23 protein-coding genes are annotated in these 26395 nt (G+C 28.2%); 1 reads left to right on the top strand and 22 read right to left on the bottom strand.

Going from position 1 to position 26395, the window contains the following annotated elements:
• Window positions 1-126: 126 nt before the first annotated feature.
• From ACQPVP_RS06060 to ACQPVP_RS05985, 16 genes are all read right to left on the bottom strand, one after another.
• Entirely contained in the window at window positions 127-1614 is a 1488-nt protein-coding gene (locus tag ACQPVP_RS06060; protein WP_430848140.1) for a VanW family protein, read from the bottom strand.
• 193 nt (window positions 1615-1807) lie between these two features.
• Window positions 1808-2749 (bottom strand): glycoside hydrolase family 25 protein, encoded by a 942-nt coding sequence (locus ACQPVP_RS06055; RefSeq protein WP_430848138.1) that lies wholly within the window; start codon window positions 2747-2749, stop codon window positions 1808-1810.
• Window positions 2750-2816: 67 nt separating this feature from the next.
• Window positions 2817-4385: a sensor histidine kinase gene (locus tag ACQPVP_RS06050; protein WP_430848136.1), complete on the bottom strand. Its 1569-nt coding sequence runs from the start codon at window positions 4383-4385 to the stop codon at window positions 2817-2819.
• Window positions 4375-5088, bottom strand: coding sequence for a response regulator transcription factor (locus ACQPVP_RS06045; RefSeq protein ID WP_430848134.1), 714 nt, complete (start codon window positions 5086-5088; stop codon window positions 4375-4377). The genes ACQPVP_RS06050 and ACQPVP_RS06045 overlap by 11 nt, the downstream gene beginning before the upstream one ends.
• 185 nt (window positions 5089-5273) lie before the next feature.
• On the bottom strand, window positions 5274-7772 hold the full coding sequence (locus tag ACQPVP_RS06040; protein WP_430848132.1) for a M56 family metallopeptidase: 2499 nt from the start codon (window positions 7770-7772) through the stop codon (window positions 5274-5276).
• On the bottom strand, window positions 7769-8158 hold the full coding sequence (locus tag ACQPVP_RS06035) for a BlaI/MecI/CopY family transcriptional regulator (protein ID WP_430848130.1): 390 nt from the start codon (window positions 8156-8158) through the stop codon (window positions 7769-7771). Before ACQPVP_RS06035 ends, ACQPVP_RS06040 begins: the two co-directional genes overlap by 4 nt.
• Window positions 8159-8223: 65 nt before the next feature.
• The gene (locus ACQPVP_RS06030; RefSeq protein WP_430848128.1) at window positions 8224-9414 is read right to left on the bottom strand and encodes an MFS transporter; all 1191 of its coding nucleotides are present in this window, start codon (window positions 9412-9414) and stop codon (window positions 8224-8226) included.
• Between the two features lie 89 nt (window positions 9415-9503).
• Window positions 9504-11603 (bottom strand): sodium-translocating pyrophosphatase, encoded by a 2100-nt coding sequence (locus tag ACQPVP_RS06025; protein WP_430848126.1) that lies wholly within the window; start codon window positions 11601-11603, stop codon window positions 9504-9506.
• A gap of 125 nt (window positions 11604-11728) precedes the next feature.
• On the bottom strand, window positions 11729-12631 hold the full coding sequence (locus tag ACQPVP_RS06020; RefSeq protein ID WP_430848124.1) for a D-alanine--D-alanine ligase: 903 nt from the start codon (window positions 12629-12631) through the stop codon (window positions 11729-11731).
• A gap of 56 nt (window positions 12632-12687) precedes the next feature.
• A complete protein-coding gene (gene nth / locus ACQPVP_RS06015; protein ID WP_430842294.1) occupies window positions 12688-13338 on the bottom strand; it encodes an endonuclease III in 651 nt (216 codons plus the stop codon).
• A gap of 8 nt (window positions 13339-13346) precedes the next feature.
• Window positions 13347-14051 carry a lysophospholipid acyltransferase family protein gene (locus tag ACQPVP_RS06010; protein WP_430848122.1) on the bottom strand — a complete coding sequence of 235 codons (705 nt, stop codon included), beginning with the start codon at window positions 14049-14051 and terminating at the stop codon, window positions 13347-13349.
• A gap of 34 nt (window positions 14052-14085) precedes the next feature.
• On the bottom strand, window positions 14086-15072 hold the full coding sequence (gene queG, locus ACQPVP_RS06005; RefSeq protein ID WP_430848120.1) for a tRNA epoxyqueuosine(34) reductase QueG: 987 nt from the start codon (window positions 15070-15072) through the stop codon (window positions 14086-14088).
• Between the two features lie 9 nt (window positions 15073-15081).
• Window positions 15082-15666 carry a serine O-acetyltransferase EpsC gene (epsC, locus tag ACQPVP_RS06000; RefSeq protein WP_430848118.1) on the bottom strand — a complete coding sequence of 195 codons (585 nt, stop codon included), beginning with the start codon at window positions 15664-15666 and terminating at the stop codon, window positions 15082-15084.
• 109 nt (window positions 15667-15775) lie between these two features.
• Window positions 15776-16684, bottom strand: a complete 909-nt coding sequence (cysK, locus tag ACQPVP_RS05995; protein ID WP_430848116.1) for a cysteine synthase A — start codon at window positions 16682-16684, stop codon at window positions 15776-15778.
• 82 nt (window positions 16685-16766) lie between these two features.
• A complete protein-coding gene (locus tag ACQPVP_RS05990; RefSeq protein ID WP_430848114.1) occupies window positions 16767-18026 on the bottom strand; it encodes a magnesium transporter MgtE N-terminal domain-containing protein in 1260 nt (419 codons plus the stop codon).
• A gap of 342 nt (window positions 18027-18368) precedes the next feature.
• Complete coding sequence (locus tag ACQPVP_RS05985) at window positions 18369-19253, bottom strand: YegS/Rv2252/BmrU family lipid kinase (RefSeq protein ID WP_430848112.1); 885 nt, start codon at window positions 19251-19253, stop codon at window positions 18369-18371.
• A 265-nt stretch (window positions 19254-19518) separates the two neighbouring features.
• Between ACQPVP_RS05985 and pssA the strand changes: the two genes are divergently transcribed.
• The gene (pssA, locus tag ACQPVP_RS05980; protein WP_430848110.1) at window positions 19519-20040 is read left to right on the top strand and encodes a CDP-diacylglycerol--serine O-phosphatidyltransferase; all 522 of its coding nucleotides are present in this window, start codon (window positions 19519-19521) and stop codon (window positions 20038-20040) included.
• Window positions 20041-20063: 23 nt separating this feature from the next.
• Here the strand turns inward: pssA and ACQPVP_RS05975 are convergent, their stop codons facing one another.
• The 6 genes from ACQPVP_RS05975 to ACQPVP_RS05950 all read right to left on the bottom strand — a co-directional run bounded on the left by ACQPVP_RS05975 (window position 20064) and on the right by ACQPVP_RS05950 (window position 26286).
• The gene (locus ACQPVP_RS05975; protein WP_430848108.1) at window positions 20064-20447 is read right to left on the bottom strand and encodes a hypothetical protein; all 384 of its coding nucleotides are present in this window, start codon (window positions 20445-20447) and stop codon (window positions 20064-20066) included.
• 20 nt (window positions 20448-20467) lie between these two features.
• Window positions 20468-21175, bottom strand: coding sequence for a hypothetical protein (locus tag ACQPVP_RS05970; RefSeq protein ID WP_430848106.1), 708 nt, complete (start codon window positions 21173-21175; stop codon window positions 20468-20470).
• Between the two features lie 11 nt (window positions 21176-21186).
• Entirely contained in the window at window positions 21187-21729 is a 543-nt protein-coding gene (locus ACQPVP_RS05965; protein ID WP_430848104.1) for a rubrerythrin family protein, read from the bottom strand.
• A 78-nt stretch (window positions 21730-21807) separates the two neighbouring features.
• Entirely contained in the window at window positions 21808-23178 is a 1371-nt protein-coding gene (locus tag ACQPVP_RS05960) for a SpoVR family protein (protein ID WP_430848102.1), read from the bottom strand.
• 2 nt (window positions 23179-23180) lie between these two features.
• Window positions 23181-24359 (bottom strand): sporulation protein YhbH, encoded by a 1179-nt coding sequence (yhbH, locus tag ACQPVP_RS05955; RefSeq protein WP_430848100.1) that lies wholly within the window; start codon window positions 24357-24359, stop codon window positions 23181-23183.
• A 4-nt stretch (window positions 24360-24363) separates the two neighbouring features.
• A complete protein-coding gene (locus ACQPVP_RS05950; protein ID WP_430848098.1) occupies window positions 24364-26286 on the bottom strand; it encodes a PrkA family serine protein kinase in 1923 nt (640 codons plus the stop codon).
• Window positions 26287-26395: the final 109 nt, after the last annotated feature.

The following is a 26395-nucleotide window of genomic DNA, read 5'->3' as shown; positions in this document are numbered from 1 at the left end:
TTTTAATCTTAAATTTTATCCACAACTAATAATAGAAAAACCCTCTGTTTTTAAACAGGGGGTTTTTCAACAAACTGGTAAAAAACATTTTACAAATGTAAAATGTTTTTTATATAAATACAGTTACTAATTTTGTTCATTATTTTCTTGGTTATTTTCATCCTTGTTTTCATCAGCATTTTGATCTTTATCTTGTTCTTTCTTTTCATCAGTATTTTGATTTTGATTTTCTTCTTTTTTTGTTTCTTCTTTTTTCTTAGTTCCCTTCTTTTTAACTGTATTAGTTGTCATATAAACATCTGTAGATATTAACTCTCTATCTACTTCAACTCCATTTTCATAAGTAACTTGATAAGACTTAGCCTTATATCCAGGCATACCATAAGATACAACTTTTTCAGTTCCTTCTTCCATAGTTGAATCTTCTTCATACTTAACTTCTGGATCGTACTTTTCAAGTATCTCATTTACAAGTTCATAAGTCTTATTTCCCATAGCTTCAACATTTCCGTAAATTGAAAAATTAACTACTCCTCCACTAACATACCCTTGAATATAAATTGGAAAATCGTAAGTATTAACAAACTTATAATCTAAATAAGGATTTGCAACTGTAGCATCTAATCCTGGTTCTGAGTATGAAACTGTCAATGAATGATTAGTTCTTTCTGTAGATCTTATATTTGCTCTCATTACAGCTCTATATAAAGTAGTTGATACTTGACAAATACCTCCACCATAATCAGGCACTATTTCATTACCTACATATGTATTAGCTTTTTCATATCCCTTTTCTGGTGTAGTATCTCCAATTAATGCATTGTAACTAAACTCTTCTCCAGGCATAACTATAGTTCCATTAATAGTGCTTGCTGCTATTTCCATGTTTTTAACTCTACCATCACCAGTATTAGAATATTTACTACTATAGCTACTAATAACTCCAGTTATTTTTTTCAAATCTTCTGTTTTTATTTTTGCTTCTTGTTCTACTAAATCAAAATTTAATTCTACTTCATCACTTGGATCTCCATTAATACTTTCTATTAATTTATTATGAAGTTCTTCTTTATCAATAGTCTTTCCTGAAACTTCTGGAGTAACTGTTATATCACCAGAATTTATTACTATCCCTGCATTTTTAGGTTCAATATTAAATTCTTCTAACACTTTATCTTCAAAAGCCACTAATGATTCTTCATCAAAAGATATATCAGCATTTAAATTTGTTGCATTCTTACCTTTAATTAAAGATTTCTTAGCAAATAACCCCTCATCTTTTCCATAAGCTAATGCTTCTGTTGCTATATCTTCAATATTGTATGTTAGATTTAATTCGCTATAGCTTAATTCTAGAATCTTATCTCCAACAACTACCTTTAGCTTCTTGTCCATAATTGCCTGAGGTAGATTATCATTTAATACAGATACAACCTCTTCCTTATTTAATCCACCTATATTTACCCCATAAATATAAACCTCTGGATAAACTTTATCTTCCCAAGCTGCAACTTTTTTATTTAACGAAAAAAAGTATCCAATAATTCCTATTATAACTAATACAAGTATAACTCCTGCAGCTATTAATGTATTTTTATTAATTTTTTTCAACATCCCCACTCCTTCCTACTAAGCATAATAATTCACATGTCCATAATATTATATTACATTTTCCACTTAAATTTAACATAAATATATTAACATTTAATTATTATTTTTAAGTAATTGTTTCCAATTGTTATATAAAAAAATAGACGGAAAATCTATTTTTTGTATATAATAAACCTTCCATCTTTATTAATTAAATTTATATAGAAACCTTACTTCTAACTTGAGAAGTTTCACCATCAGCATCGAAAGCTTCTATAGATATTGTTACTGGAACATTAGTTTTAACAGGAAGCTCTGATAAACTAATTTCAAAACTAGTATCATTTTTATCTACAGTTCCAATCCAGTATCCATTTGCAAATATATTATAGCCTAAAAGATCTATATCAGGGTTCTTACTCCAAGTAACTTTTAACATTCTATTTTGCTTAACTGCTCTTAAATTTCTAACTTGTTTAGGTTGCATTAAAAGATCTAAACTATCTGGCCCCCAGTTAGCATCTACTGGATTTCCAACTCCTTGAACCACTTCACCTTCACTATATTGCCATATCCTCCATCTAGTCCAACCTCCAAGATTCGGAGGGTAATCTGGATTTATTTCTACATTAGTATACATTGCAATCCATAAAGGCATAGTTTTTAACGGTTGACTTCCGTCAGGTAATTTAAAATCATTATAAAGTTCTATAAAGAATGCTCCTGTATATAACATTAATCTACGCCTAGTTTTTCTCTCAAACCTCTGTCTAAATCTTTGTATCCAATCAATCAATGCTTTTGTGCTTATTTTATTGTCTATAGGAGTTTCCACATCTAATACAGGGAATAAATCACCATAGTTCCTCGTTCCAAAACCCTCCTGTAATATGTTTATGAAATCATCACATTGTGAATCTGCTGTAGTTAAATCATAGGAAGGCACAGCAAAGTGATATGCTCCTACTGGTATTCCATAATTTCTAGCTGCTTTTGCAAACTCTAAAAACTTTCTATCTACTCTAAACCTTCCAGATCCAGAACCTGAAGATCTCAAGTATAAGAAGTCTATAGTTCTTGCTAAAGTTTGAAAATTAACATTTTGAGTATATTCATTTATATCTATTCCAAAAGTGCTATTGGGATTTTTATTTTGCATTTTTCCTCCAAGAAAAATAATCTCTATACTAGTTTATTAACTACCTTCTTAAAGGTTACTTTAATAATTAATTAATGCACTTTAACTTTATACAAAAGCTTACATCATTCCCTACGCATTCAGCCCAAATATCTCCATCATGTAATTTAACTATATTTTTTGATATAGCGAGTCCAAGTCCACTACCTTTAACATTAGAATTTCTAGCTTCATCTACTCTATAAAATCTATCAAATAATCTTTCTACCTTTTCCTTAGGTATATTATCGCCCTTATTTTTGATTACTATATTAACATAACCATCATGTTTATATGTAGCTACTGTTACTTTACCAGGTTTATATGAATATTTAATAGCATTAGAAAATAGATTTTCAATTACTCTAACCATTTTTCCTGCATCTATTTCAACTATCTGCTTTTCATCCACATTTTCTTTAACTACCTCTATTTCATTTTCCTCAAACATAGGAATATATTCTTCTATAATTTGAGATAAAAATTCAACTATATTAACCTTATTTTTTTCTAACACTATACCTTGATTATTAAGCTTAGTATATTCAAACAAATCCTCTATTAATTCCTTTAGCTGATTAGATTTATTAAATGCAATATTTAAATATTCCCTCATCATAACCTCATCCTCATATTTACCTTCTTTAATTAACCCTATATAACCCATAACAGATGTTAATGGAGTTCTTAAATCATGGGAAACATTAGTAATAAGTTCACTTTTAGTTTTTTCCGATCTTCTTTCTGCCTCTATTCTACTTTGAATTTCAGCTGCCATAGTGTTAATATTTTCAGCTAAATTTTTAATTTCATCTTTTCCTTTTTCTTGAACTCTATAAGATAAATCTCCATTTGATATTATCCTAACCCCAGATGCAATTTCGTCTATGTACTTCATTTTCTTATTAGTTACTATTATAAAAATAGAAATAAACACTATTACAGAAAATACAAGAGCTAAAAATGAGTTTGTATCTGTATAATATTCATACTCAATATACGGTGTTGGAGTTTTATAATATATAAGATATGCTCTATCACCCTTTATATTAACAGGATAAAGGTAAACCCTTTCAGCCCCCTCTTCTTGAATTGTATTAGTTCTATCTAATATAGTATATATGTCTAATTTATCTTGAACGTCTCCATTTACTTTATATAAAATTTTCCCATCTAAATCAGTTAAATATATCTTGGATTTGTCATCACTATACGAATTTAAAATACTTTCTATAGTTTTTTCATCTTCTAATCCATTAATTTCTTCATTCTCATATTCACTGCTTAATCTATTTGAAAGATCACTAGCTCTTTGTTGGATTTCACCATAATCATATTCAATATTAGTGATAGTTTTATCTCTTGATAGCATATTATTCGCAAATCCATAAAATAAAAATGAAGCTACAAAACATATAGCAAAGACTACCATAAGCTCAAATCTAATACTTTTTTCTATTCTTCTATACACATACTCTAAAATCTCTCTAGACTTAATTCCAAGTTTTGAGTTGTAAAACTTATAAAAAATTTTTAGGTTAAAGTTCTTTAATCGCTTTAAAAGTCCAACCTTCTTTTTTTCCACACTCTCCTTCTTTTCTTTTTTTCTACCTATCAATTTTATAGCCAACCCCCCAGACAGTCTTTATATATTTTGGTTTTCTAGGATCATCCTCTATTTTTTCTCTAACCTTCCTTATATGAACCATAACAGTATTATCAGACTGCATAAACTCTTGTTTCCATACACTATTATAGATATTTTCTATACTAAAAACCTTTCCTCTATTTCCACCAAGTAATACTAATATATCAAACTCAGTTGGAGTAAGTTTAATTTCATGCCCTTCTTTAAAAACTTCATGAGTTTCTAAATTAATACTTAATTCCTCTATTTCTAATATATTTTCTTCTTTTTCTTGAATATTCACTTGTGACGTTAAATTATTAAATCTTTTATACCTTCTAAGCTGAGATTTTACTCTTGCAACTAACTCCAAAGGATTAAAAGGTTTAGTTAAATAATCATCTGCTCCAGTGTTTAATCCTAAAATTTTGTCCATATCTTCCGATTTAGCTGAAAGCATAATTATTGGCATTTCTCTTTCTTCTCTTATTCTTAAACAAGCTTCAATGCCATTAACCTTTGGCATCATTATATCTAAAATTATTAAATCAACATTTTGCTTTTCTAAAATATTTAAAGCTTCTTCACCGTTTTCAGCTTTTAGGGTATCATATCCCTCACCTTTTAAATATATATCTATTAAATCTCTAATTTCTTTTTCATCATCAACAATTAAAATTCTTTCTTTACTCAAAATATACACTCCCCTTCTTTTCTAAGATTAGTTTACCATACTCTAAGATTTTATCTATATTCTAGATAAAATATCTTAATAATAAAGTTTATAAATTCTTAAAAAAAGCTTAAAAATATAAATAACATATTACTTTTTCTGTCACTTTGTTCCAAGTCACTGTAATATGTTATTTATATATTAATTTATCCGGTATAACCACTTATAATTCTATATTTATTTTCTCCTGTTTTTTCTATATCTAGGAAAGTTCCTTTATTTCTTATCCAATTATTATCTTCTATAACACCATTTCCTGCATACCATGGACTTTTTTCATTTGCTGCTTTTATATCATAAGAAATATCTACTGTAAATATATATTTCCCTTCTGATATTAGTTTAACATCATTTATCTTACTTTCTAATACTGATAGTTCTGGTTCTTTATCTATTCCATTACTTAAATTAAAAAACCAATTCGTACTGTGCATCTTTATATATTCCTCATAAAGTTTTCTTCCTATCTCTTCTTTATCACTTATATCTATTTCAATCTCAGGCTCAACTAAGCTAATATCAATATATCCCCCTTGTATTTTAACTACTCTAATAAAATCTTTTCTATTTATTTCACTTACAATGATCTTATTGTCTTCACTTGCAATTTTGTATTCCCATTTTATTAATATTTTTTCTTCATCAAACACCCTTATTTTTTGTAATAAATCATTATTAATTTTCACTTCACATTTATTTTTATTTTGCTTAATAAATCTACTATCAATTTTATAAGTTTCTTCCCCAATAACTATTTCTATTGGCTCTTGAATTCCAATCCAGTTAGATGGGTAAATTAAAGTTATATCCTGTCCAGAAATTCTAAGCTTATCCCTACTTAAACTAGCTAAAGGTTCTTCTAAAATTGAATTTAATGTATTTTTGATTTCATCATTATTTCCATTGTATAAACATATTATTTTATCTTTAAAATAAACTTCTTTAGCATTTCTTAGCTCTTCCTTATCTATTAAAGCATAATCTGTGTCATAGAAAATTTCACTTAATGCCTCTTCATTAAGTAAAGAAATTTCACTTAATGTAGCCATTTTATCATCATATTCATAAATCTTTAACTCTTCATTATTTACTTTTATAGTATAACTTTTTGCAGAATATCCATTATCCTTAGTTGATAATGATTTTTCTTCAATTAATTTAACTTCTAAGTTTTTATTCACAATCTCCTTAATAACAGAATGAAAGTTTAAATTTTCACTTCCATCATCAGTTACTTCATTTGATTCAATATATCTTTCTTCATAATCCAAGCTATCATAAAGAAATCTAATTTTATCAATTTCTTTACTATTTACAGTGTATTGTATTCCATTAATATTAATATAATTATCTATAAAACAGATCTCATAATTTTCTTCTCCTGTTAAATTTATTTTAACTTCCCATCCTTTATAAATTCCCTGCGTCTTATCTTTTACTTTTATAGAATTAATATATTTTACAATTTTATTAACATCCTCTTTATTATATATATTTTTACCTTTAGGAGATGACGACATAAAACTTACACTTGCTTCTTTTATTTTAGAGCTATCTACTAAACTTAAATTCTCACTTGTTAATTTATTTGTTAATACTAATGCCGATAAAATTACTATAGTTATAACTCCTAAAAGCATAGTCCTATAAGTAATTTTTTTATTTTCTGCAATAAATTTAATTCTACCTTTAAGTCGTTTTTTATTAGTAACCATAGAAGTTGTTCCTGGAATAGTATTTTTTATATTAATTAAATGAAGAACATTAAGTAGTGTGTTTCCATATTTAATATTTTCTTTATCATTTAACTTTGATAAAACCATTTCATCACAAGCTGATTCACAATCATATCTCATTATATTTACGCCTAAGCTAATTATTGGATTAAACCAATGTACAGTTTTAGCAATATAAGCTAACCATAAAACTAAAACATCTTTTCTTTTATAATGACAAAGTTCATGAAGCATTATATATCTTATATCTTCTTTATTAATATTACTTATCATATTTATTGGAATTAGGATTTTAGGCTTTAATACTCCACATAAACTTGGAGTATTAACTTGATTAGTGATTCTAATTTCTATATTTCTCTTTATATTTAAAGTTTTTCTTTCTCTTATAATATCTACATTAAAATTGTAATTTCTATACTTTTTATACTCTTTACTTATACTTAGTTTTAACTTTAAATATGAAATTAATATTCTAGATGTTATTATAATTATTCCAACAATCCATATAACAAATAAAATTTTCTTATATGAAAATTTTATATTTATTTCACTTTCATTATTTTCTACCTCATTATTTGAAATTATATTGTTATCTTCTGTATTTAAATCAATTCTAGTGTCTAAGGGTAAACTTATAAGATTAGAAGTTTCACTACTTATTTCTTCATTTGGTAATTTATAATTGTTAACTAATAGATTTGTCTCTTCCTTTGATTTGATATTTATTAAATTAAATAAACTAAGCTTACTTTCAGGTCCAAATGGAACTAATAATTTTATAATTAATATAAACCATAAATAATATATTATAGACTTCTTCATATGTTCTTTTAGGAATAATCTGATTAATAAAATCACCCCTACTAATAAACATCCAACTATAGAGGATTCTACAATATAACTCATTTTTTATCCTCCATATCTAACTTATTATTTAACATCTCTCTTAATTCATTAATATCATCTTTAGTAAGTTTTTCACTTTTAACTAAATTAAGTAGCATTTCATTTAAAGATCCATTAAATACTTTCTTTAAAAATGATTGACTTTCTTCTTTTATACATTCCTCTTCTGATATTAATGGATAATAAAAATACTCTTTTCCATTTTTTCTAAAGCCTATTGCTTCTTTTTTTAAAAGTCTGTTAATAAGACTTTTTATTGTTGTGTTTTTCCACTCCTGTTTTCCATTAAGACTATCAATTATTTCATTAGCTGTTATTTCTTTCTTTGACCATATAATTTTCATTACTTCCCATTCTGCATCTGATATTTTAGGTAGCTTATACATAATACCCTCTCCTTTAATTACAAACGTAATCTTTAATTAAAGTTTACGTTTGTAATCAATAGCTGTCAATAATAATCTGATTTTATAGTAAAAATATTAATAATAAGACCTAAAATTAATACTATAGGAAACATACTTGCAGCTATAATTCCAACTTTAATATTATCATTAAACATTCCAGATACTGTTCCTACAACTGTTGGACCAATGGAACAACCTATATCTCCTGCTAGGGCTAAAAAAGCAAACATTGCTGTTCCACCACCTTTTATTTTTGAAGATGACATGCTAAAGGTTCCTGGCCAAAGTAGACCAACTGATAATCCACATAGCCCACATCCTATAAGGGAAAATACAGGCCAAGGAGATATGGAGATAATAAAATAACTAATTAAACAAAGCCCTCCACTATATAGCATAGATTTCTCAAGATTCATTTTTTCTCCAAATTTACTATATAAAACTCTTGAAATTCCCATCATTATTGCAAAAAACATAGGTCCTGTTAAATCTCCTATAGTCTTATTAACACCAAGACCTTTTTCAGCAAATGTAGATGCCCATTGACTAACAGATTGTTCACTTGCTCCAGCACATATCATTAATATTACCATTATCCAAAACATTTTGTTAGAAATAAGATTTTTTATTGTCAAGCCCTTTTCTCCATCTTCATTTAATTTAGAAATAGGTACTTTAATAAAAAATATTGAATTTATTATTGGTATTATGGACCAGAATATTGCTAGCCATTTCCAATTTAAAATTCCACAGATAGAAAAAAATATTGTTGATATTAATACAACACCTACATGTCCCCAGCAATAAAAAGAATGTAAAAGACTCATTGCAGTTTCTTTATTATCTGTTGGACATGCTTCTACAATAGGACTTATAAGTACTTCAATTAATCCTCCTCCAATAGCATAAATCATTACTGAAATTAGTAATCCAACAAAAGGATCACTAAATAATTCTGGTAATATAGTTAGTGCTATAAGACCTGCTGCTGATGCAATATGAGCTATAACTACTGATGCTTTGTATCCAATTTTGTCTATAAATCCTGCCGATAATAAATCTATTAATAACTGTATTCCAAAATTAAATGTAACTAAGAAAGTTATTTTTGAAATAGGTATATTATAACTTGATTGAAAAGTTAAAAATAATAAAGGAATAAAGTTATTTATTATTGCTTGTACAATATAACCTATAAAAGATGCATACATAGTATGTTTATAATTAAATTTCAAAATAATTCTCCATTCTCTTTAAATACATATTACCTTATTATTTCTTCTACTATTATTATATTCTATAAGGTAATATGTATTTTATTTTTCTATAATGCTCCGAAAGCAAGTATTAGTGTACCAAATACTATTGATACCATTGACATTAATTTTATCAATATATTTATAGATGGACCAGTTGTATCTTTAAATGGATCTCCTACTGTATCACCAACTACTGCTGCCCTATGGCAATCTGATCCCTTTCCACCTAAAACTCCTGATTCAATATATTTTTTAGCATTATCCCATGCTCCACCTGAGTTTGACATCATAATTGCCATTGCAAATCCTGTTACAGTGGAACCAGCAAGTAACCCAGCTACTCCATTAGGTCCAAGAATTAATCCTACAACTACTGGACTTGCAATTGCAATTATTGCTATTGTAATAAGTTCTTGTTGAGCAGACCTTGTACAAATATCCACACAAGATTCATAATCTGGTTGTCCTTTTCCTTCCATAATGCCTGGAATCTCTTTAAATTGTCTTCTTACTTCTACTACTATCTTAGAGGCAGCTCGTCCTACTGCATCCATCGTCTTTGCTGAAAATAAAAATGTTACCATCCCACCAATAAATAATCCTATTAATACTTGTGGGTTTAATATAGATAAATCAAATTCAAAATTGTATGCTCCACTTTTAACTATATTTTCAATGGAATCCTTATATGCAGCTATAAATGCAAGAGCTGTTAAGGCTGCTGAACCTATAGCAAATCCTTTTCCTGTTGCAGCAGTAGTATTGCCTAAAGAATCTAAAGCATCTGTCCTCTTTCTAACTTCTGGATCTAACTCTGCCATTTCAGCTATACCTCCTGCATTATCTGCAATAGGCCCATAAGCATCTGTTGCAAGAGTAATCCCTAATGTAGATAACATTCCAACTGCTGAAATCGCTATTCCATATAATCCCAAATTAAAATTTTGTGCTCCTCCTGATAAATTAAAACTTATTAACACCGATATTGCTACTATTATTACCGGAATTGTAGTAGATGCCATTCCTAAAGAAAGTCCCCCTATTATAATAGTTGCTGGTCCTGTTTTACTCATATCAGCTAACTTTTTAGTTGGTTTATAATTATCTGAAGTATAATACTCTGTAAAGTATCCTATTAGCATTCCTGCAATAAGTCCTGATAATATACTAAAATAAATTCCTATGTTTTCTAATCCTAATAATTCTCTTACAATAAAGAATGATCCTATAGCTACAATTAATGAAGAAATATAAGTACCTCTTCTTAATGCACTTAAAAGATTTTTTTGACTTGCATCTTCCTTAGCGCTAACGAAGAAAGTTGAGAATATAGAGGCTATTACTCCTAAGCTTGCTACTAATAAAGGAACTGCTACTCCTTCAGTTGATAATCCAGCTGCTACTGCTAAAGCACATGAAGATATTAATGAACCAACATAAGATTCATAAAGATCTGCACCCATACCTGCAACATCTCCAACATTATCCCCAACATTATCTGCTATAACTGCTGGATTTCTTGGGTCATCTTCTGGAATTCCAATTTCAACTTTTCCAACTAAATCTGCACCAACATCTGCTGCCTTTGTAAATATACCTCCACCAACTCTTGCAAATAGAGCCATTGAAGAAGCACCAATTCCAAAAGTTAAAATATTTGTGGTTACTTGAAGTAGTCTTTCTACTTCTACTAAATCACTATAATACCAATCTAAGAATAAATAACCTAATGCTATATATAAAAGTCCTAAAGAAACTACTACTATACCAATTATAGAACCACTTTTAAATGAAATTTTTAAAGCTCCATTTAAACTTTTCTTAGCTGCAGTAGTAGTTCTTGAATTGGCATGAGTTGCTACCTTCATACCTATAAATCCAGTAAGCCCTGATAAAAATCCACCAATAACAAAAGAAAAAGGTAAAAATATTGAAACATATCCGAAAAAACTCATTAGCAAAAATATAAGAAACATTAAAACAAAAAATATTGCAACACCCTTATATTGTCTTTTTAAATATGCATCTGCCCCTTTTCTAATCTTAGCAGAAATGCTTTTTACTTTTTCATTTCCCTCATCAGCTTTCATAACTATTCTTGCCTGATAAGCTGAAAAAAATAAACCTAAAACAGATCCAAATAAAACCCAAAGAATAAAATTCATAAAAATTCCTCCCATTATATATAAAATAATTACCCTTACTTTATTATATGTTCCAATTTTTACTAAATAACTTTGGTTTATTTATTTTTGTCTTAGGCTTATTTATATTTTTTTCTAAAGTTTTATTAATTTTTCCTTAAAGAATATTCTATTATCATATCTAAGAATTCAGAGTAGTTTATTCCTTTTTCCCCTGCACTTTGTGGAAAAAGGCTAGTTGCTGTCATACCTGGTAATGTATTAACTTCTAATACGTATGGTACTCCTTCTTCAGTAATAATCATATCAATTCTAGAATAAACAGAACACTTTAATGCTTTATAAGTTTCTAAAGCCATTTTTTTAACTTCTTCATAAATCTTTGGTTCTAAATCTATAGCATAATGTTCTGCTCCATTTGCAGAGTATTTTTGTTCATAATCATAAAAATCTGTCTTCGCTTTTATTGCAAGTACTGGAAATAACTCATTATCAAACACCGGACAAGTTATTTCATCACCTTTTATAAACTCCTCAATCATAACTTCTTTATCCCACTTTAATCCTTCTATAACAGCGGCTTCAACATCTTCTTTATTAGTTATTTTAAATGTTGCAACACTTGATCCACCGTTTGTAGGCTTAATAAATACTGGATATCCTATCTTTTCTATTGCATCATAATCTATTTCATCAACTGAAGATACATTTATCCATCTTGCAGTTCTAATTCCTTTAGCCTTTAATATAGTTTTAGTTAAATCCTTATCCATACATAAAGAACTACTTAAAGTATTGCAACCTGAATAAGGAATTCCTAAAGTTTCTAATACAGCTTGAACTGTTCCATCTTCTCCAAACTTTCCATGTAAAGCAAGTAAAGCAAAGTCTAATCCCTTAACTTTTTCTAATACATCTTCTTTCTTATCTATAACAACTGGAACTACTTCATATTTTTCCTTGTTGATATGTTGAATCATAGATTTACCACTACTTAATGATACTTCTCTTTCTGAAGAAATTCCCCCCATTAAAACTCCTATTTTCATATATACAGTTCCTCCAACATCAAAATTTACTAAAAATATTTTATTTAAATTATTTTTTATTTCTTCTTAATTTCCTTTTTCTTAACTTCTTTATAATACTTACAATACTGAGTTAAATTACATATTTCACATTTAGGATTTCTAGCTATACAACATCTTCTTCCATGGAAAATTAATAAATGATGTGTTAAACTCCATTCCTTTTTTGGAAGTTCTTTTTGTAATTGCATTTCAACTTCTAAAACATTATCTGAATTAGCCATAGCTAACCTATTTGATACTCTAAAAACATGAGTATCTACTGCAATAGATGGAACACCAAATGCATTTGATAAAACTACATTTGCAGTTTTTCTTCCTGCTCCAGCTAATGAAGTTATTTCTTCCATCGTCTTTGGAACTTCTCCATTAAACTTTTCTTTAAGTTGATTACACATCATAATTAAATTTTTAGCTTTACTTCTGTATAATCCTATTTGTTTAATTCTCTCTTCAAGTTCTTCTACTGAAAGAGTTAAAAAAGCATCTAGATCTGGATAATCTCTAAATAAAGTTTCAGTAACTTCATTTACCTTCTTATCAGTTGTTTGTGCAGAAAGTATAGTAGCTACTAAAAGCTGAAATGGAGATTCATGATTTAGCTCACATTTAGCATCCGGATAATCCTCTTTTAAAATATCTAAAATAGCTTTAGTTCTTTTTTTCATTAAATCACCTACTTATATACTCCTCTATATTTTTCAGGGAGTAAGTTTGCAATTGACTTCATTATGTATTCCATGCATCTTTCATCATATTCATGTTTGCCTTCTTCTTTTTCTTTACTTGGCAATGATATAGGTTCTCCAAATTTAATATTTACATCTGAATAATTAAATTTTTCTCCTCCCATATCTCCATTATCATTTATAGGAAGAAGAATTTCTGTACCAGTCATACCAATTGGAACTATTGTTGCCTTAGTAAGTCTTGCAATTAATAATATACCTTTCTTACCTTCTATCATGGCTCCTGTTCTACTTCTAGTTCCTTCTGGAAAAATCATAAGATTTTCTCCACCTCTAACTAATTTAACTATATTGGTTATTGCTTCTTTATCAGCTGAATTAGGTTTAATTCCTATATTTTTAACCATCATAGTACCAAATTTAGTTACTGGATCATTTGATAATTTTATTCCAGCTACAAAGGTTGGATCATATTTTTCCTTAAGTATCTTATCTAAAATTAGGCCATCTGCATTGCTTAAATGGTTGCATATAAAAATTATAGGTCCTTTAGCATTTTCTATATTTTCAAATCCCTCTATTTTAATATTAGCATATTTTTTAAAATACTTATTTACAATAAATTTTGTTATCTTTACTACTACTGACTCTGGTAATGCATTTATTACCTTTACTAATGTTGGTGATAACATTATTTTCCCTCACTTCCTAGCTTTATATTTAATATTATATTTTATTACTATTTAAAAGTCTATCAACATAATCTTTTAAATATGGAGAATCTGTTTTAACTACACTAATATCTCCCTTATCATTATTAATTTTAATTAAAGCATTTCTTTTTAGAACATTCTTTCCTCTCCACCCACAAGAAGTTTTGAAAAAACTATCTTTGAATTCCTTTGTGCTAGAATTTATTAATTGAATGCTATTCTCTTTATTCATAAAATCATAAGGATAAAATTCCTCTATTTTAGAAAATTCAATTTTTTCATTGTATGGACAGCTACTTTGACAACTATCACATCCAAAAACTCTTCCCTTTAATAATTTTATATGCTTACCATCTAAATCCTTTTTTTGAGTTAAATAAGAAACGCAAATATTACTATTTTTTTTATATGGATTAATTGCTTTACTTGGGCAAGCTTTATAGCAAAGTTCGCAATTTCCACATTCTTTGAAGTCTTGAATTTCTTTATAATTTCTTTCATTAGTTTCTATTTCTAAATCTGTTATAATTTCTCCTAAAAATACATAAGACCCATACTTCTTAGTAATTATTAAGTTATTCTTTCCTATAAATCCTATACCTCCTAAATATGCTATATGTCTTTCAGGTAAAAAATTACTATCTACAAAAGCTAGAGCCTTCCCTCCAATACCTTCTATAAACTCACATATCTTACTTAAATAAGATTTAACTACTCTATGATAATCGGTTCCTCTAGTATAAACTGAAAAACCATTATCAAAATAATTAACATCATGCAGATAAGGGAAAGCTATCGAAATAATAGTCTTTCCCTCTTCCATATAATTAAAAGGATTTATTCTTTTTAATACATCCTTTTCTTCGAATTCATTTTCAAGGCCTTTTTCTTTTCTTTCATAAAAGAAGTCTTTAAGCTCTGTAAATTCTCTACACTTTATAAATCCTAAAGTATCTAAACCTAAAGAATTACAAAACTTTATAATTTCATCTTTCTTCATAATAAACCTCTAAATCATCATGTTATTATATATGGTTTTTCTATTTCCATCTTCATCTACTACTTCAATTATATCATTTACGTTTTTAATTATATTTCGTCCTGCACAACCAACCACAGTTGCCTTTTCTGGAACATCTTTTAAAACAACTGTATTAGCACCTACCCTACTACCACTCTTCAAAACTATAGGTCCAAGAACTTTTGCTCCTGCTCCAATTATAACATTATCTTCAATAGTTGGATGTCTCTTTCCCTTTTCCTTTCCAGTTCCCCCAAGTGTAACGCCATGATAAATTGTTACATTATCACCAATTTCACTAGTTTCTCCAATAACTACTCCCATTCCATGATCTATAAATAAGCCTCTCCCTATTTTTGCTCCTGGATGAATTTCTATTCCTGTAATAAATCTAGCAATTTGTGATATTAATCTAGCAGAAAAAAATCTTTTACGACTGTATAAAAAATGTGCAATCCTATAAGCTATTAATGCATGAATACAAGGATATAATAAAAATACTTCAATCTTACTTCTCGCAGCTGGATCGTTCTCTAATATATTATTTATATCGTATTTTAATTTATTAAACACAGTTGATCCTCCCTTAAGTGAAATTCAAAATCTTTGATTTTGTAAATTGAACTCACTCCTATGAACAAATATAAATAGTGAGTTTCCTTATTATAATTACTTATTGCTACTAATCGTATATACCCATGGAAATATATTTTTCTCCCCCATCTGGTGATATTACTAAAACCTTCTTACCTTTTCCTAATGTTTTAGCAATTTCTACAGCTACGTATATAGCTGCTCCTGATGATATACCAAGCAATATACCTTCTTTTTCAGCAACTAATTTAGTCATCTTAAATGCCTCTTCATCTGAAACATTAACTACTTCATCTATAATTCCAGGATTATAAATTTCCGGTATAAATCCCGATCCTAAACCTTGAATCTTATGAGCACCTGCTCTTCCGCCACTTAATACTGGTGATTTAGTTGGCTCTACTGAAACTATCTTTATATTTTTAATTTTCTCCTTTAATTTACTTCCTACCCCTGTTACAGTTCCACCAGTTCCTACTCCAGCAACAAATACGTCTAAATCTTTCAAGTCATTATATATTTCCTCTGCTGTAGTATCATAATGCTTTTTGCTGTTTGCTAAATTTTCAAATTGTTGAGGCATGAAATAATTATCTTTTTTTGAAAGTTCCTTGGCCTTTTCAATAGCTCCATTCATTCCCTCTGCTCCATCTGTCAATATAAGCTCAGCTCCATAAGCCTTAATTAAATCTCTTCTTTCTTTACTCATAGTATCTGGCATGACTATAATAACTTTATACCCCTTAAGTCTTCCTATCATAGCTAATGCAATGCCCGTATTACCACTTGTAGGTTCAACTATAATTGAATCTTTATTTAATAAACCCTCTTCTTCAGCTTTTTCAATCATCCCTAAAGCAGCTCTATCTTTAACGCTTCCACCTAAATTATATTTTTCTAGTTTAACATAAACATCTGCACTATTTTTATTAACTAAATTATTTAGTTTTAGAATTGGAGTGTTTCCTATTAAATCTAATGCATTACTGTAAATCATATAATCCTCCCAATATTGATAAAAAAAACTTCGTCTCTAAGTTTTATAGAGACGAAAATATTTATTGTCAATATTTCACTTATTATCTTATTTTTTTCTTCCATATTGGATATAGAACTTCATCTATTATATCATGAGCATTTACAGCACCTATTAACTTATCTTCTTCGTCTACAACTGGTATATTTAATAAATCATATTTAGCTGTTAACTCTATGGCTTCTTCTACATTCATATCATTTCTTAAAACTTCAATTTCTTCTTTCATTATATCCTTAACCTTAACTTCAGGTTTATTTAATATTAAATCAGCTGGAGTAATGGATCCTAGAATTCTTTCTTCCTCATCAGTTATATAAATTCTATATAGCTCTTCTTCCTCTAACTCTTCCATTTCTCTTAATATATCTATAATTTCTCCTACAGTTATGTCTAAATTAAAGGAAATAAAGTCTGTACTCATTATACTACCTACAGCTTCATCTTCATATTCAAGTATTTCTTTAACTTCATCAGCATCTTCTTTTTCTAAATTAACAAGAATTTTTTCTCTTTCCTCATCATCAAGTTCATCTAATACGTCTGCAATTTCGTCATTAGACATTATTTCTAAAAGTTCTGCTGCTTTTGTTTCACTTAAATCTTTAATTATGCTACCCTTATATTCTGGATCAATTTCTTCTAAAGTATCTGCTGCTAAATCTTCATCTAAAGATTCAAATATTTGCTTTCTTGAACTTGCATCTAAGTTTTCTAATATATCAGCTAAGTCAGCTGGATGCAATGTAGATAACTTTTTATATGGAACTGAAATTTGTAAATTGTTATTTACCATTTCTAATGATTCAACATCATCCCACATTAAAACTCTATCTTCATAATCCTTTCTTAAAACCTTATATATTAAGCCTCCAAACTTTGCACAATTAAGTCTTCTAAATCTAGCATAAGGTCCTGTTTCAACTGCTATAACTCTATATTCACCAGCAATTTCTGCAATTCTTAAATCATCAACCCTTACTACTTGTTTTCCATTAATATCTACTATTTTTTTATCTAGTAAATTTTCAGATAATAGGTAAGAATATGTCCTTGGTAGTATTTCCTTACTTCCTCTTGTAACTATTTTAATCTTATTACTATCTTGTTGATAAAAGTTTATAGTTCTAAATTCATAGTGAAAAGTAGATCCATCCCTTCTAATCTTATAACCAATAACCCTAGGATAACCATCTTCAGTAGTTACATAAATATCTTTAAGTTCGCCTATACTTTCATCAAACTCATCATAAATCTTCTTTCCTAGGATATTAGTATATAGAAATACTGATAGCTTCTTCATATCTTTTCCTCCTCACTTTTTAGAGGAGAAATTTAAAAATGCTAATTTATAATGAAGTTTATCTCCTCTAAAAATCTAATATTCAATTTTATTAAATTACTACTCTGAGGGACACCCTCCATTTAAATTCACCCCTTATTTATTTAGAATAAATTATTTTTAAATATATTATACATTCTTTCCAATACTATATTATATTAATTTTAACTAAAAAGGCAACTTATAAATTAACAAATAAGAGTTAAAATCAAAAAAAATTAAAAATGGCTGCCTAAATGACAGCCAATTTAAAAATAATAACTTTATATACTAACTTTTACATTTTAAAGTTTATTTTTATATTTAATTTTTAACACCTAAAACTTTAAGTCCACCTTTTATACATTTTATATTAAGTGGGAAATCAGGTCCTTTTTCCCCATCAATATCTGTTACTATATCCTCTTGTGATTCAATATATATGTTATTAGTTTTAAAATATATTATATTATCTGAATCTAAATGCTCTCCTTTTAATACCTTAACAAATAAAGGTATTAATTCAATAATAGGTATTGCTTTAAATATAATAACATCAAGTAATCCATCTGTTGCATTTGCTCTAGTTGCTAACTTAAAGTTACCTGCTGTTTGTCCATTGAATACTAACATAAAGTACATATTTCCTTCATACTGCATCTCTTCTGAACTAATTTTTATTGCAAGTTTTCTAAAGTTAGGTAATTCCTCAAGACCCTTTAAATAATATGCAAGTTTTCCAATAGTATTTTTTAAATTAACATCTGTTTTTTGAGAAACATCAGTAAATAATCCTGTACTTGCTACATTTACAAAATATTTATCATTAATACTTCCTAAGTCTACTGACGTAACTTCCGAAGATAAAATTTGTTTACAAGCCTTGCTTATATCTGATGGCATACCTAAAAATTTTCCAAAATCATTAGCAGTTCCAACAGGTAATATTCCAATTGGAACTGATATTCCACACTTAGCCATAGCATTAACTACATTATCTATAGTTCCATCCCCACCTGCAATTAAAACATAATAGTAATTGTTATCCTTAAAATCATTAAAAGCATTAATTACATCTACATTCTTATCTATTCTATATGGGACAATAGTATATCCTGCTTCTTGGTGTATTTTTATAACCTTATCAAGCTGATCTAGTATTAAATTTTCACCTGAGTATGGGTTATAAATAAATTTAACCTTTTTCAAACTACCACTCCTTGGTTTTTAATAATAAAAAATATAATAATTCCATAAAATGAAATATACTATATAGTATATTTCATTTTACATATAATGCAAATCCAATATAAGTCCAAATTCTTAATTTTATCTTAATTTATTTTAAATTTTCTAAATAATTAATTTAATATTTAAATACCTTATATTTATTGTTAAACTATGATATAATATTTCAATGATAATAGGGTAAGACAAATAAATTTCTTCTAACCCTTATAGCAGGAGTGATTATATGAAAAAAAGTTGTATCCCAAATGTTTTTACATTTATCAATTTATCATGTGGAATAATATCTATTTTATACACTTTTAACCAAAATTATTTATTTGCTTGCTTTTTTATATTAATAGCAGCACTTGTTGATAGATATGATGGAAGAGTTGCAAGATGGCTAAATGTTTCTAGTGAACTTGGAAAAGAATTAGATTCTCTAGCAGACCTAGTTTCATTTGGAGTTGCTCCATCTATACTTACATTTTTAATGTATGAATTAAATGAAGTAGGACCAGCAGGAATAATTGGAATTATAGTTTTACTAGCATTCCCAATTTGTGGAGCTTATAGATTAGCAAGATACAATACTTCAACTTTTGATGGAGTATTCACAGGAGTACCTATAACTATAGCTGGTAGTTTTATGGCTATTTTCGTATTCTTTACAATAAACCATCAAATATCACCATGGATTCCAATTGTACTATTAATAATTGGAGCATATCTTATGGTTAGTACATTTAAATTAAAAAAATTATAAAGAGCTGTCCTTTGGACAGCTCTTTATTCATCATAGTCTCCATCTTCATACTCATCATCATCTTCTTCTCTACCTGAAGAATTTTTAAAATCCAAATCTTTATTTATTTCAGTTAAGATATTATCTTTAATAGCTTTATCATCAATAAAACTTTTCTTCATCTTACAATACTTAACATAAGAAGTATTACAATCATCTAGTGTCTTTATTATCTCATCAATTATCTCACCTAGATTATCTGCCCTTTTTACTGCTTCCTTTACATCGCTTTTTCTAGCCTCTGATATATTATTAAGTTCATATGCTCCTCCAATTAATAATCTATAGGAATTAACTAATGAGTTTAAAAGACTTGTTAAGTTATTTACATCGTTGTATTGATCCTTTATTAAATGCCTGTAGGTCATTTAATCACCTGCTTATTTAACTATTTAGACATTCCCTGTACAAATTCATTGTCAATAGTATTATAGATATTATCACTTTCCTTAAAAGCTTTTTCTATATTATTATAACTTTTACAAGAACTTTCTTTATTAACTAAATTACAATTAAAATTTCTTATTTCTTCTCTTAATATATTTCTTGCATCATTTACTATTTCATCTATAGTCATTTCAATAGTATCGTAATCTAAATTCTCACAATTCAGCTCTGATAAATTCCTATTATACAAATCCTCAAGTCTACCAATATAATGATCTACAAAACCTTCTATATCAGCTGTATATAAAGGCCTTCTCACATTTGAAATTTTCTTAACATAATCATCATAAATATCTTTAAAACTTCTTGCATAGTAATTTATTAATTTTATAATTTCATCTTCACTTTTTCCTAAACAATTAGCATTTTTAAGCTCATTTATAAATTTCATAAAACCTTTTATATACTTTATTAATTGTTCTTCAATATCTTTATCTTTTATGTTTTCTATATAATTAGTTGTAAATTCCCCATCTTGTCTTATATCATTTATAAAATCAATATCAGCAAGCTTTTCTCTATTACTAATATTAGGAGTTCTACTTCTTACTGAAGTATCATATTCCATTGTGTCACTTTGAAAGTTATAACTAAAATCTTCACTAAATAATACTGGAACAAAAAACTCTTTTGGTATTGAAATAAACATAAGCACCCTCCTTAAACATTAGAAACCTTACAATAAGGCTTAAAATATGCTCTTGGATACTTACATAATGGACAAACTAAAGGTGCTTCTTCTCCCTCATGAATATAACCACAATTCATACATACCCATAAAGATCCTGCAGGACCTCTAAACATAGTTCCATCTTCGATTTTATCATAAAGCTCCTTAAATCTCTTTGAATGAGATTCTTCTACCTCAGTTAATTCCTTATAAAAATCAGCTATATCATTAAATCCTTCTGCCCTTGCTTCTTCTTCAAATTTTTTATAAATATTTTCAAATTCTTCAGTTTCCCCTAAAACACTATCTAGTAAATTATTTTTAGTACATCCTATTAAATTAAGATAACTTCCATAAACTTCTCTTGCATGAGCTAATTCATTATGTGCTGTTTCATCAAATATCTCTGCAACCCACTGATATCCATCAAGCCTTGCTTTTTCAGCATATAAATTATATCTAGTTCTTGCCCTTGCTTCACCAGCAAAGGTTCTATAAAGATTTTGTTCTGTCTTACTTCCTTTAAGATCCATTTTATTCTCCTAAAAATTTATACACTTATACATTATGCAAGGCTTAACTTAATTGTGTACTTAAAAACTTTACCTATGCTAATTCACAAAAATATTTCTATCCTCATTGCAAACAAGTTCTACAGACTTTCCATCTTTGTTTTTTGATAATAATATAACTTTATGTCCCCAAAGATCTTGTACATATTTTAAAGTTTCTTTTGCATATGAAATTTCTAGTTCTCTTCCATCAAAACAATGTTCTAAAGTTAAACTTAAATCTCTTCTATTTAGATTAGTTACCCTTATATATGGAATAGAAGCAACTCCACAAGTATCTGCTAAATTGTTTCTTATTTCTTTCCATCCTTCATCATCAGGAACTTCCTTAACTACATAATCAAAACTCTTTTTAGCATATTGGAATAAATTAAGCTCTTCACAAAGCTCTCTAGTCAAATATCTTCTTAAGAAAGAACTATCCCTTTCTGTTTTTCTAACTTCAAATATTTTTTCTCTTCCATATTTTTCATCAATATCTTGAAATACTTTAAAGCCTATATAATAAGGGTTCATCCCTCCTAAAATTGGTGCAACTACATCATTATGTCTCTTTAAAAACTCAAAATGTAGCCCATCATCTAATTCAAGGGACTTTAATATATTATAATGCCAAAAGCTAGCCCATCCTTCATTCATAATTTTAGTTTCAATTTGAGGCATGAAATACTCAGTTTCTCTTCTAACTATTTTTAATATATTTTTTCCCCATTCTTCTAAAGAACTATATTTTATAATAAATCCTAAAACGTCATCACAAGGTTCTAAAGGTATTTTGGATATATCCGGGAAATCAATTTCCTCATCTACATCTAATAGGCCCTTATTTTCTTTTTTATAATTATAATCTGAAATTAAACTTTCTCTAAGCTCATTATCAGACAATTCTTTTACTCCAACTACTCTAGGTATTTGATATCTAATAGCATGAGCTGCATCTAGTATCTTTTCCACCTTTTCATAGCCTATATTAGGATCATTAATATATCCTCTTATAATTTCTGCATCTAACTTGAACATCTCTATAACATTCTTAGCTTTAGTTCCTTCTACAAAAAGTCTATTGTTTGCAAAAAAGTCATTGTGCCCATATACATGAGCCATAGTTAATACTTGTAATAATAATGTGTTTTCTCTCATTAAATAAGCCAAGCATGGTTCAGAGTTTATTACCATTTCATAAGGTAATCCTGTCATATTTAATGAATATAGTGTTTTATTTTTATCGTAGGCTTTACCATAACTCCAGTGAGGATATTTAGAAGGCATACCAACGTATGCCTCATACCCTAACATTTCATTAAAGCCTATAATTTCAAATTCTTGTGGATAAAATTTAAGTCCAAATTCTATTGCCTTTTTTTCTATTATTTTATTCCACTCTTCTAAAGTGCTAACACTGTATTCCATGGTCATTCCTCCTTTAGCTCTTTAGATAACATTATCTTCAAGGCTCCCCATAAATCTTTTTTTTCTTTAACCATTACAGAAGTAAAATTTTTATGATCAATTTCCTTATTGAACCTATAATACATAGTCGTTGAATAAGTAGAAGGTAATAATTCTGCATATCCAAACATATTACTTATATTGCACAACTCTTTTACAGATTTCATAGCTTTTTCATTATCTTCGCTCCAGTTATCTCCGTCACTTGCATAAACAGGGTAAATATTCCACATCTCTGGTGGATATTTTTCTTTAATTAAATTTAAAGCTGTATTTATTCCACTAGAAATATAGGTACCTCCTGATTCTGCTTTATGGAAAAATTCAAATTCATTAACTACCTTTGCAACAGTTGTATGAGATACAAACTCAAAAGCAATATTATTATATTTTCTTTTAATAAATCTAGATAAAACGAAGAATAAGGATCTAGCTAAATATTTTTTAGTGCTATCCATAGATCCAGAAACGTCCATAATAAATATCATTACTGCATTACTTTCTTTTTTAGGTTTTTTCTTAACCCTATAATATCTAAGATCTTCTTCTTTAAATGGAAATCTTGCAATTTCATTATCTATTCCAGCCTCTGCTAAAGCCCTTTTCTTTCCCTGCTTCCTAGCCATCTTAGCTATTACGGTTTTCTTTTTTGCAAGCCTTGGATTTATTCCATATCTTTGATAACCACGCTTTCTACCTGCACTTTCTGTTATTATTTCTGAATACTTCTTTTTATCTAAGTTTGGCAGTTCTAAATCTTCAACTATATAATCCATAAGCTCTTCTAATGTTATTTCAGTTTCATATACATCATCTCCAGCATTATTACCTGCACCCTTATTTCCTGATTTGCCAGAGCCTGAACTGCTACCGTCACCAAGTTTATCACCTCTTTTTTCTGAACCAGTTCCAGTAGCAACCCCCTTATTATTTTTTCCAAATACAAATTGATATTCTTTTATTCCTTTAATAGGAATTTTAAACTTCTTATTTTTACTTTCACCAATTATACTTTCTTCAGAAAGGATATCTCCCAAGTTTTCCTTTATAGATTTTTCAACTAATTGTCTATGTCTTCTTCTATCTTCTATAGATCTATCATGCTCTAATGGATTGTCTGCATTATCTCTAAAGATTGCCATTATATCAATCCTTCCATAGGTTGTTTGCTGCATATTTAAGTGTTACATCACAGCAATGTAGGCAGTATCCATTCCTTTGCATTTCCTCAACCATAGAACTATATTTTTCTGCTTGTTCAGAATCCCTTACTCTAGACTTAGTTATTATTCTTGAAAGATCCTTAACAGATGCCATAAGCTTCTTCTCTATTGCTTCTTTTAATGGCTCATAAGAAGTATAATTAATCTTGCTTCCATTTCTAACTAAATAGAACATATAAGAAGTAACATCTGCTCTAAAGCCCTTAGAAGAATTTTCTGAAACCCCTATTTGTTCTTCTATACTCCTCATAAATTCTTCATCTGGATTTAATTCTTCACCAGTAGATGTATCCTTTATCTTGCTCTTATTTACATAAGCTTCTGCATTATCTATATAATTATCAAATAAGCTTTCTGCTTGTTCTCTAAATGAATGTATAAATGCCTTAGTAATTTCCTTTTCTAAAATCTTATTGTATTCCTTTCTTATTGTATCTTGAATAAATCCTAAATACTTTTTCTTATCCTCTGCTGCTATATCTAATTCTTTAACAGATTTAACTATACTTTCCATTATGCTTAAAGGATTAATACAATTATATTCAGAGCTAGATAAAGCATTATCTATAGCCTTAATTATAAATCTTGTACTTATTCCCTTCATTCCTTCATAAGCACCTGCTTCTTCTCTAAGCTCACTAATATCAATCCTCTTGGTGCCACCTTTTTCAACTATGTCTTCCCCATTATAAATCTTTAGCTTAGTTATAGGATCAACCTTTGCTGAAGGGGCTAATCTTGAAAGAATTGCAAACATAGCTGCCACTTCTATTGTATGCGGAGCAATGTGCGCGTTAAAGTTACTCTTCTTCAAAATCTTTTTATAAATTTTAACTTCTTCATCAAGCTCTAAGCAGTATGGAACTTCAATTTTAACAATTCTATCTAATATAGCTTCATTAGTATGATCTGATTTAAACTTATTCCACTCAGCTTCATTAGAGTGAGCAATTATAAGTCCATCAAAGTAAATCATAGAACCCTTTCCTGGTGAAGGAATGGATTTTTCTTGAGTTGCTGTAATTATTGTATGAAGATATTCAACATCATTTTTAAATACTTCAATAAACTCAACTAAACCTCTATTTCCAACATTGAAAGCACCATTTAATGAAAAAATTCTTGGATCATCTTCTGAATACATATCCATTTTAGAAATATCTACTGCACCTGTTAAAATAGAAGTATCTTGATTATTTGGATCTACAGGTGGTACTACACCAATTCCTTTTCTTGATCTAATAGAAAAATCTTTTCTTTCAACCTGGAAGTTTTCATATTCTCCATCATAATCATTTATTAATTTATACTTACATACTGGACATAAGTCACCTTCTATTCTTGTTCCCAATAATTTTTCAAATTCTGGTCTTAAATGATTTGGTATTAAATGTAGAGGCTCTTCATGCATAGGGCATCCCTTTATTGAATATATAGGTTCACATTGAACTAAAGCTTTTTTTAAAGCTTCAACTAAAGAAGATTTACCTGCTCCAACTGGTCCAACTAAATATAATACTTGCCTAGCTTCCTCTCCATTCATAGATGCTGAATGGAAATAATTAACTAATTTCATAATTATCTTATCAATACCAAAGAAATCATCCTTAAAGAATCCATATTTTCTTATAGAATCATTACCGTATATCTTCTTAATCTTCGGATTCTCATCACCCTTTAGTACTTCAACACCCTTACTAACTATCATGTCATAGATTCTTCTATGTGAAAGCTTAGCTATATCTGGGTTAGCTTTAACTATTTCTAAATAATCTAGAAATGTTCCTTCAAATTTTTCCTTATTTCTGCTATCTCTATCACTTTTAATAAATTCCTTGAAATTCAAATGACTCCCCTCCTTTTTATAAAATATATTCATCCTCCTTGTTTATATATGACAAATATTTTTTATCAAAAACTTCCTTTTGATTTTTTATTATTATGCTAAAATCAGA

It is taken from the genome of Clostridium nigeriense (assembly GCF_050585265.1).
Taxonomy (GTDB): Bacteria; Bacillota; Clostridia; order Clostridiales; family Clostridiaceae; genus Clostridium; species Clostridium nigeriense_B.
Note: the sequence above shows the minus strand (reverse complement) of the source record. Positions and strands in the feature narration are given on the sequence as shown.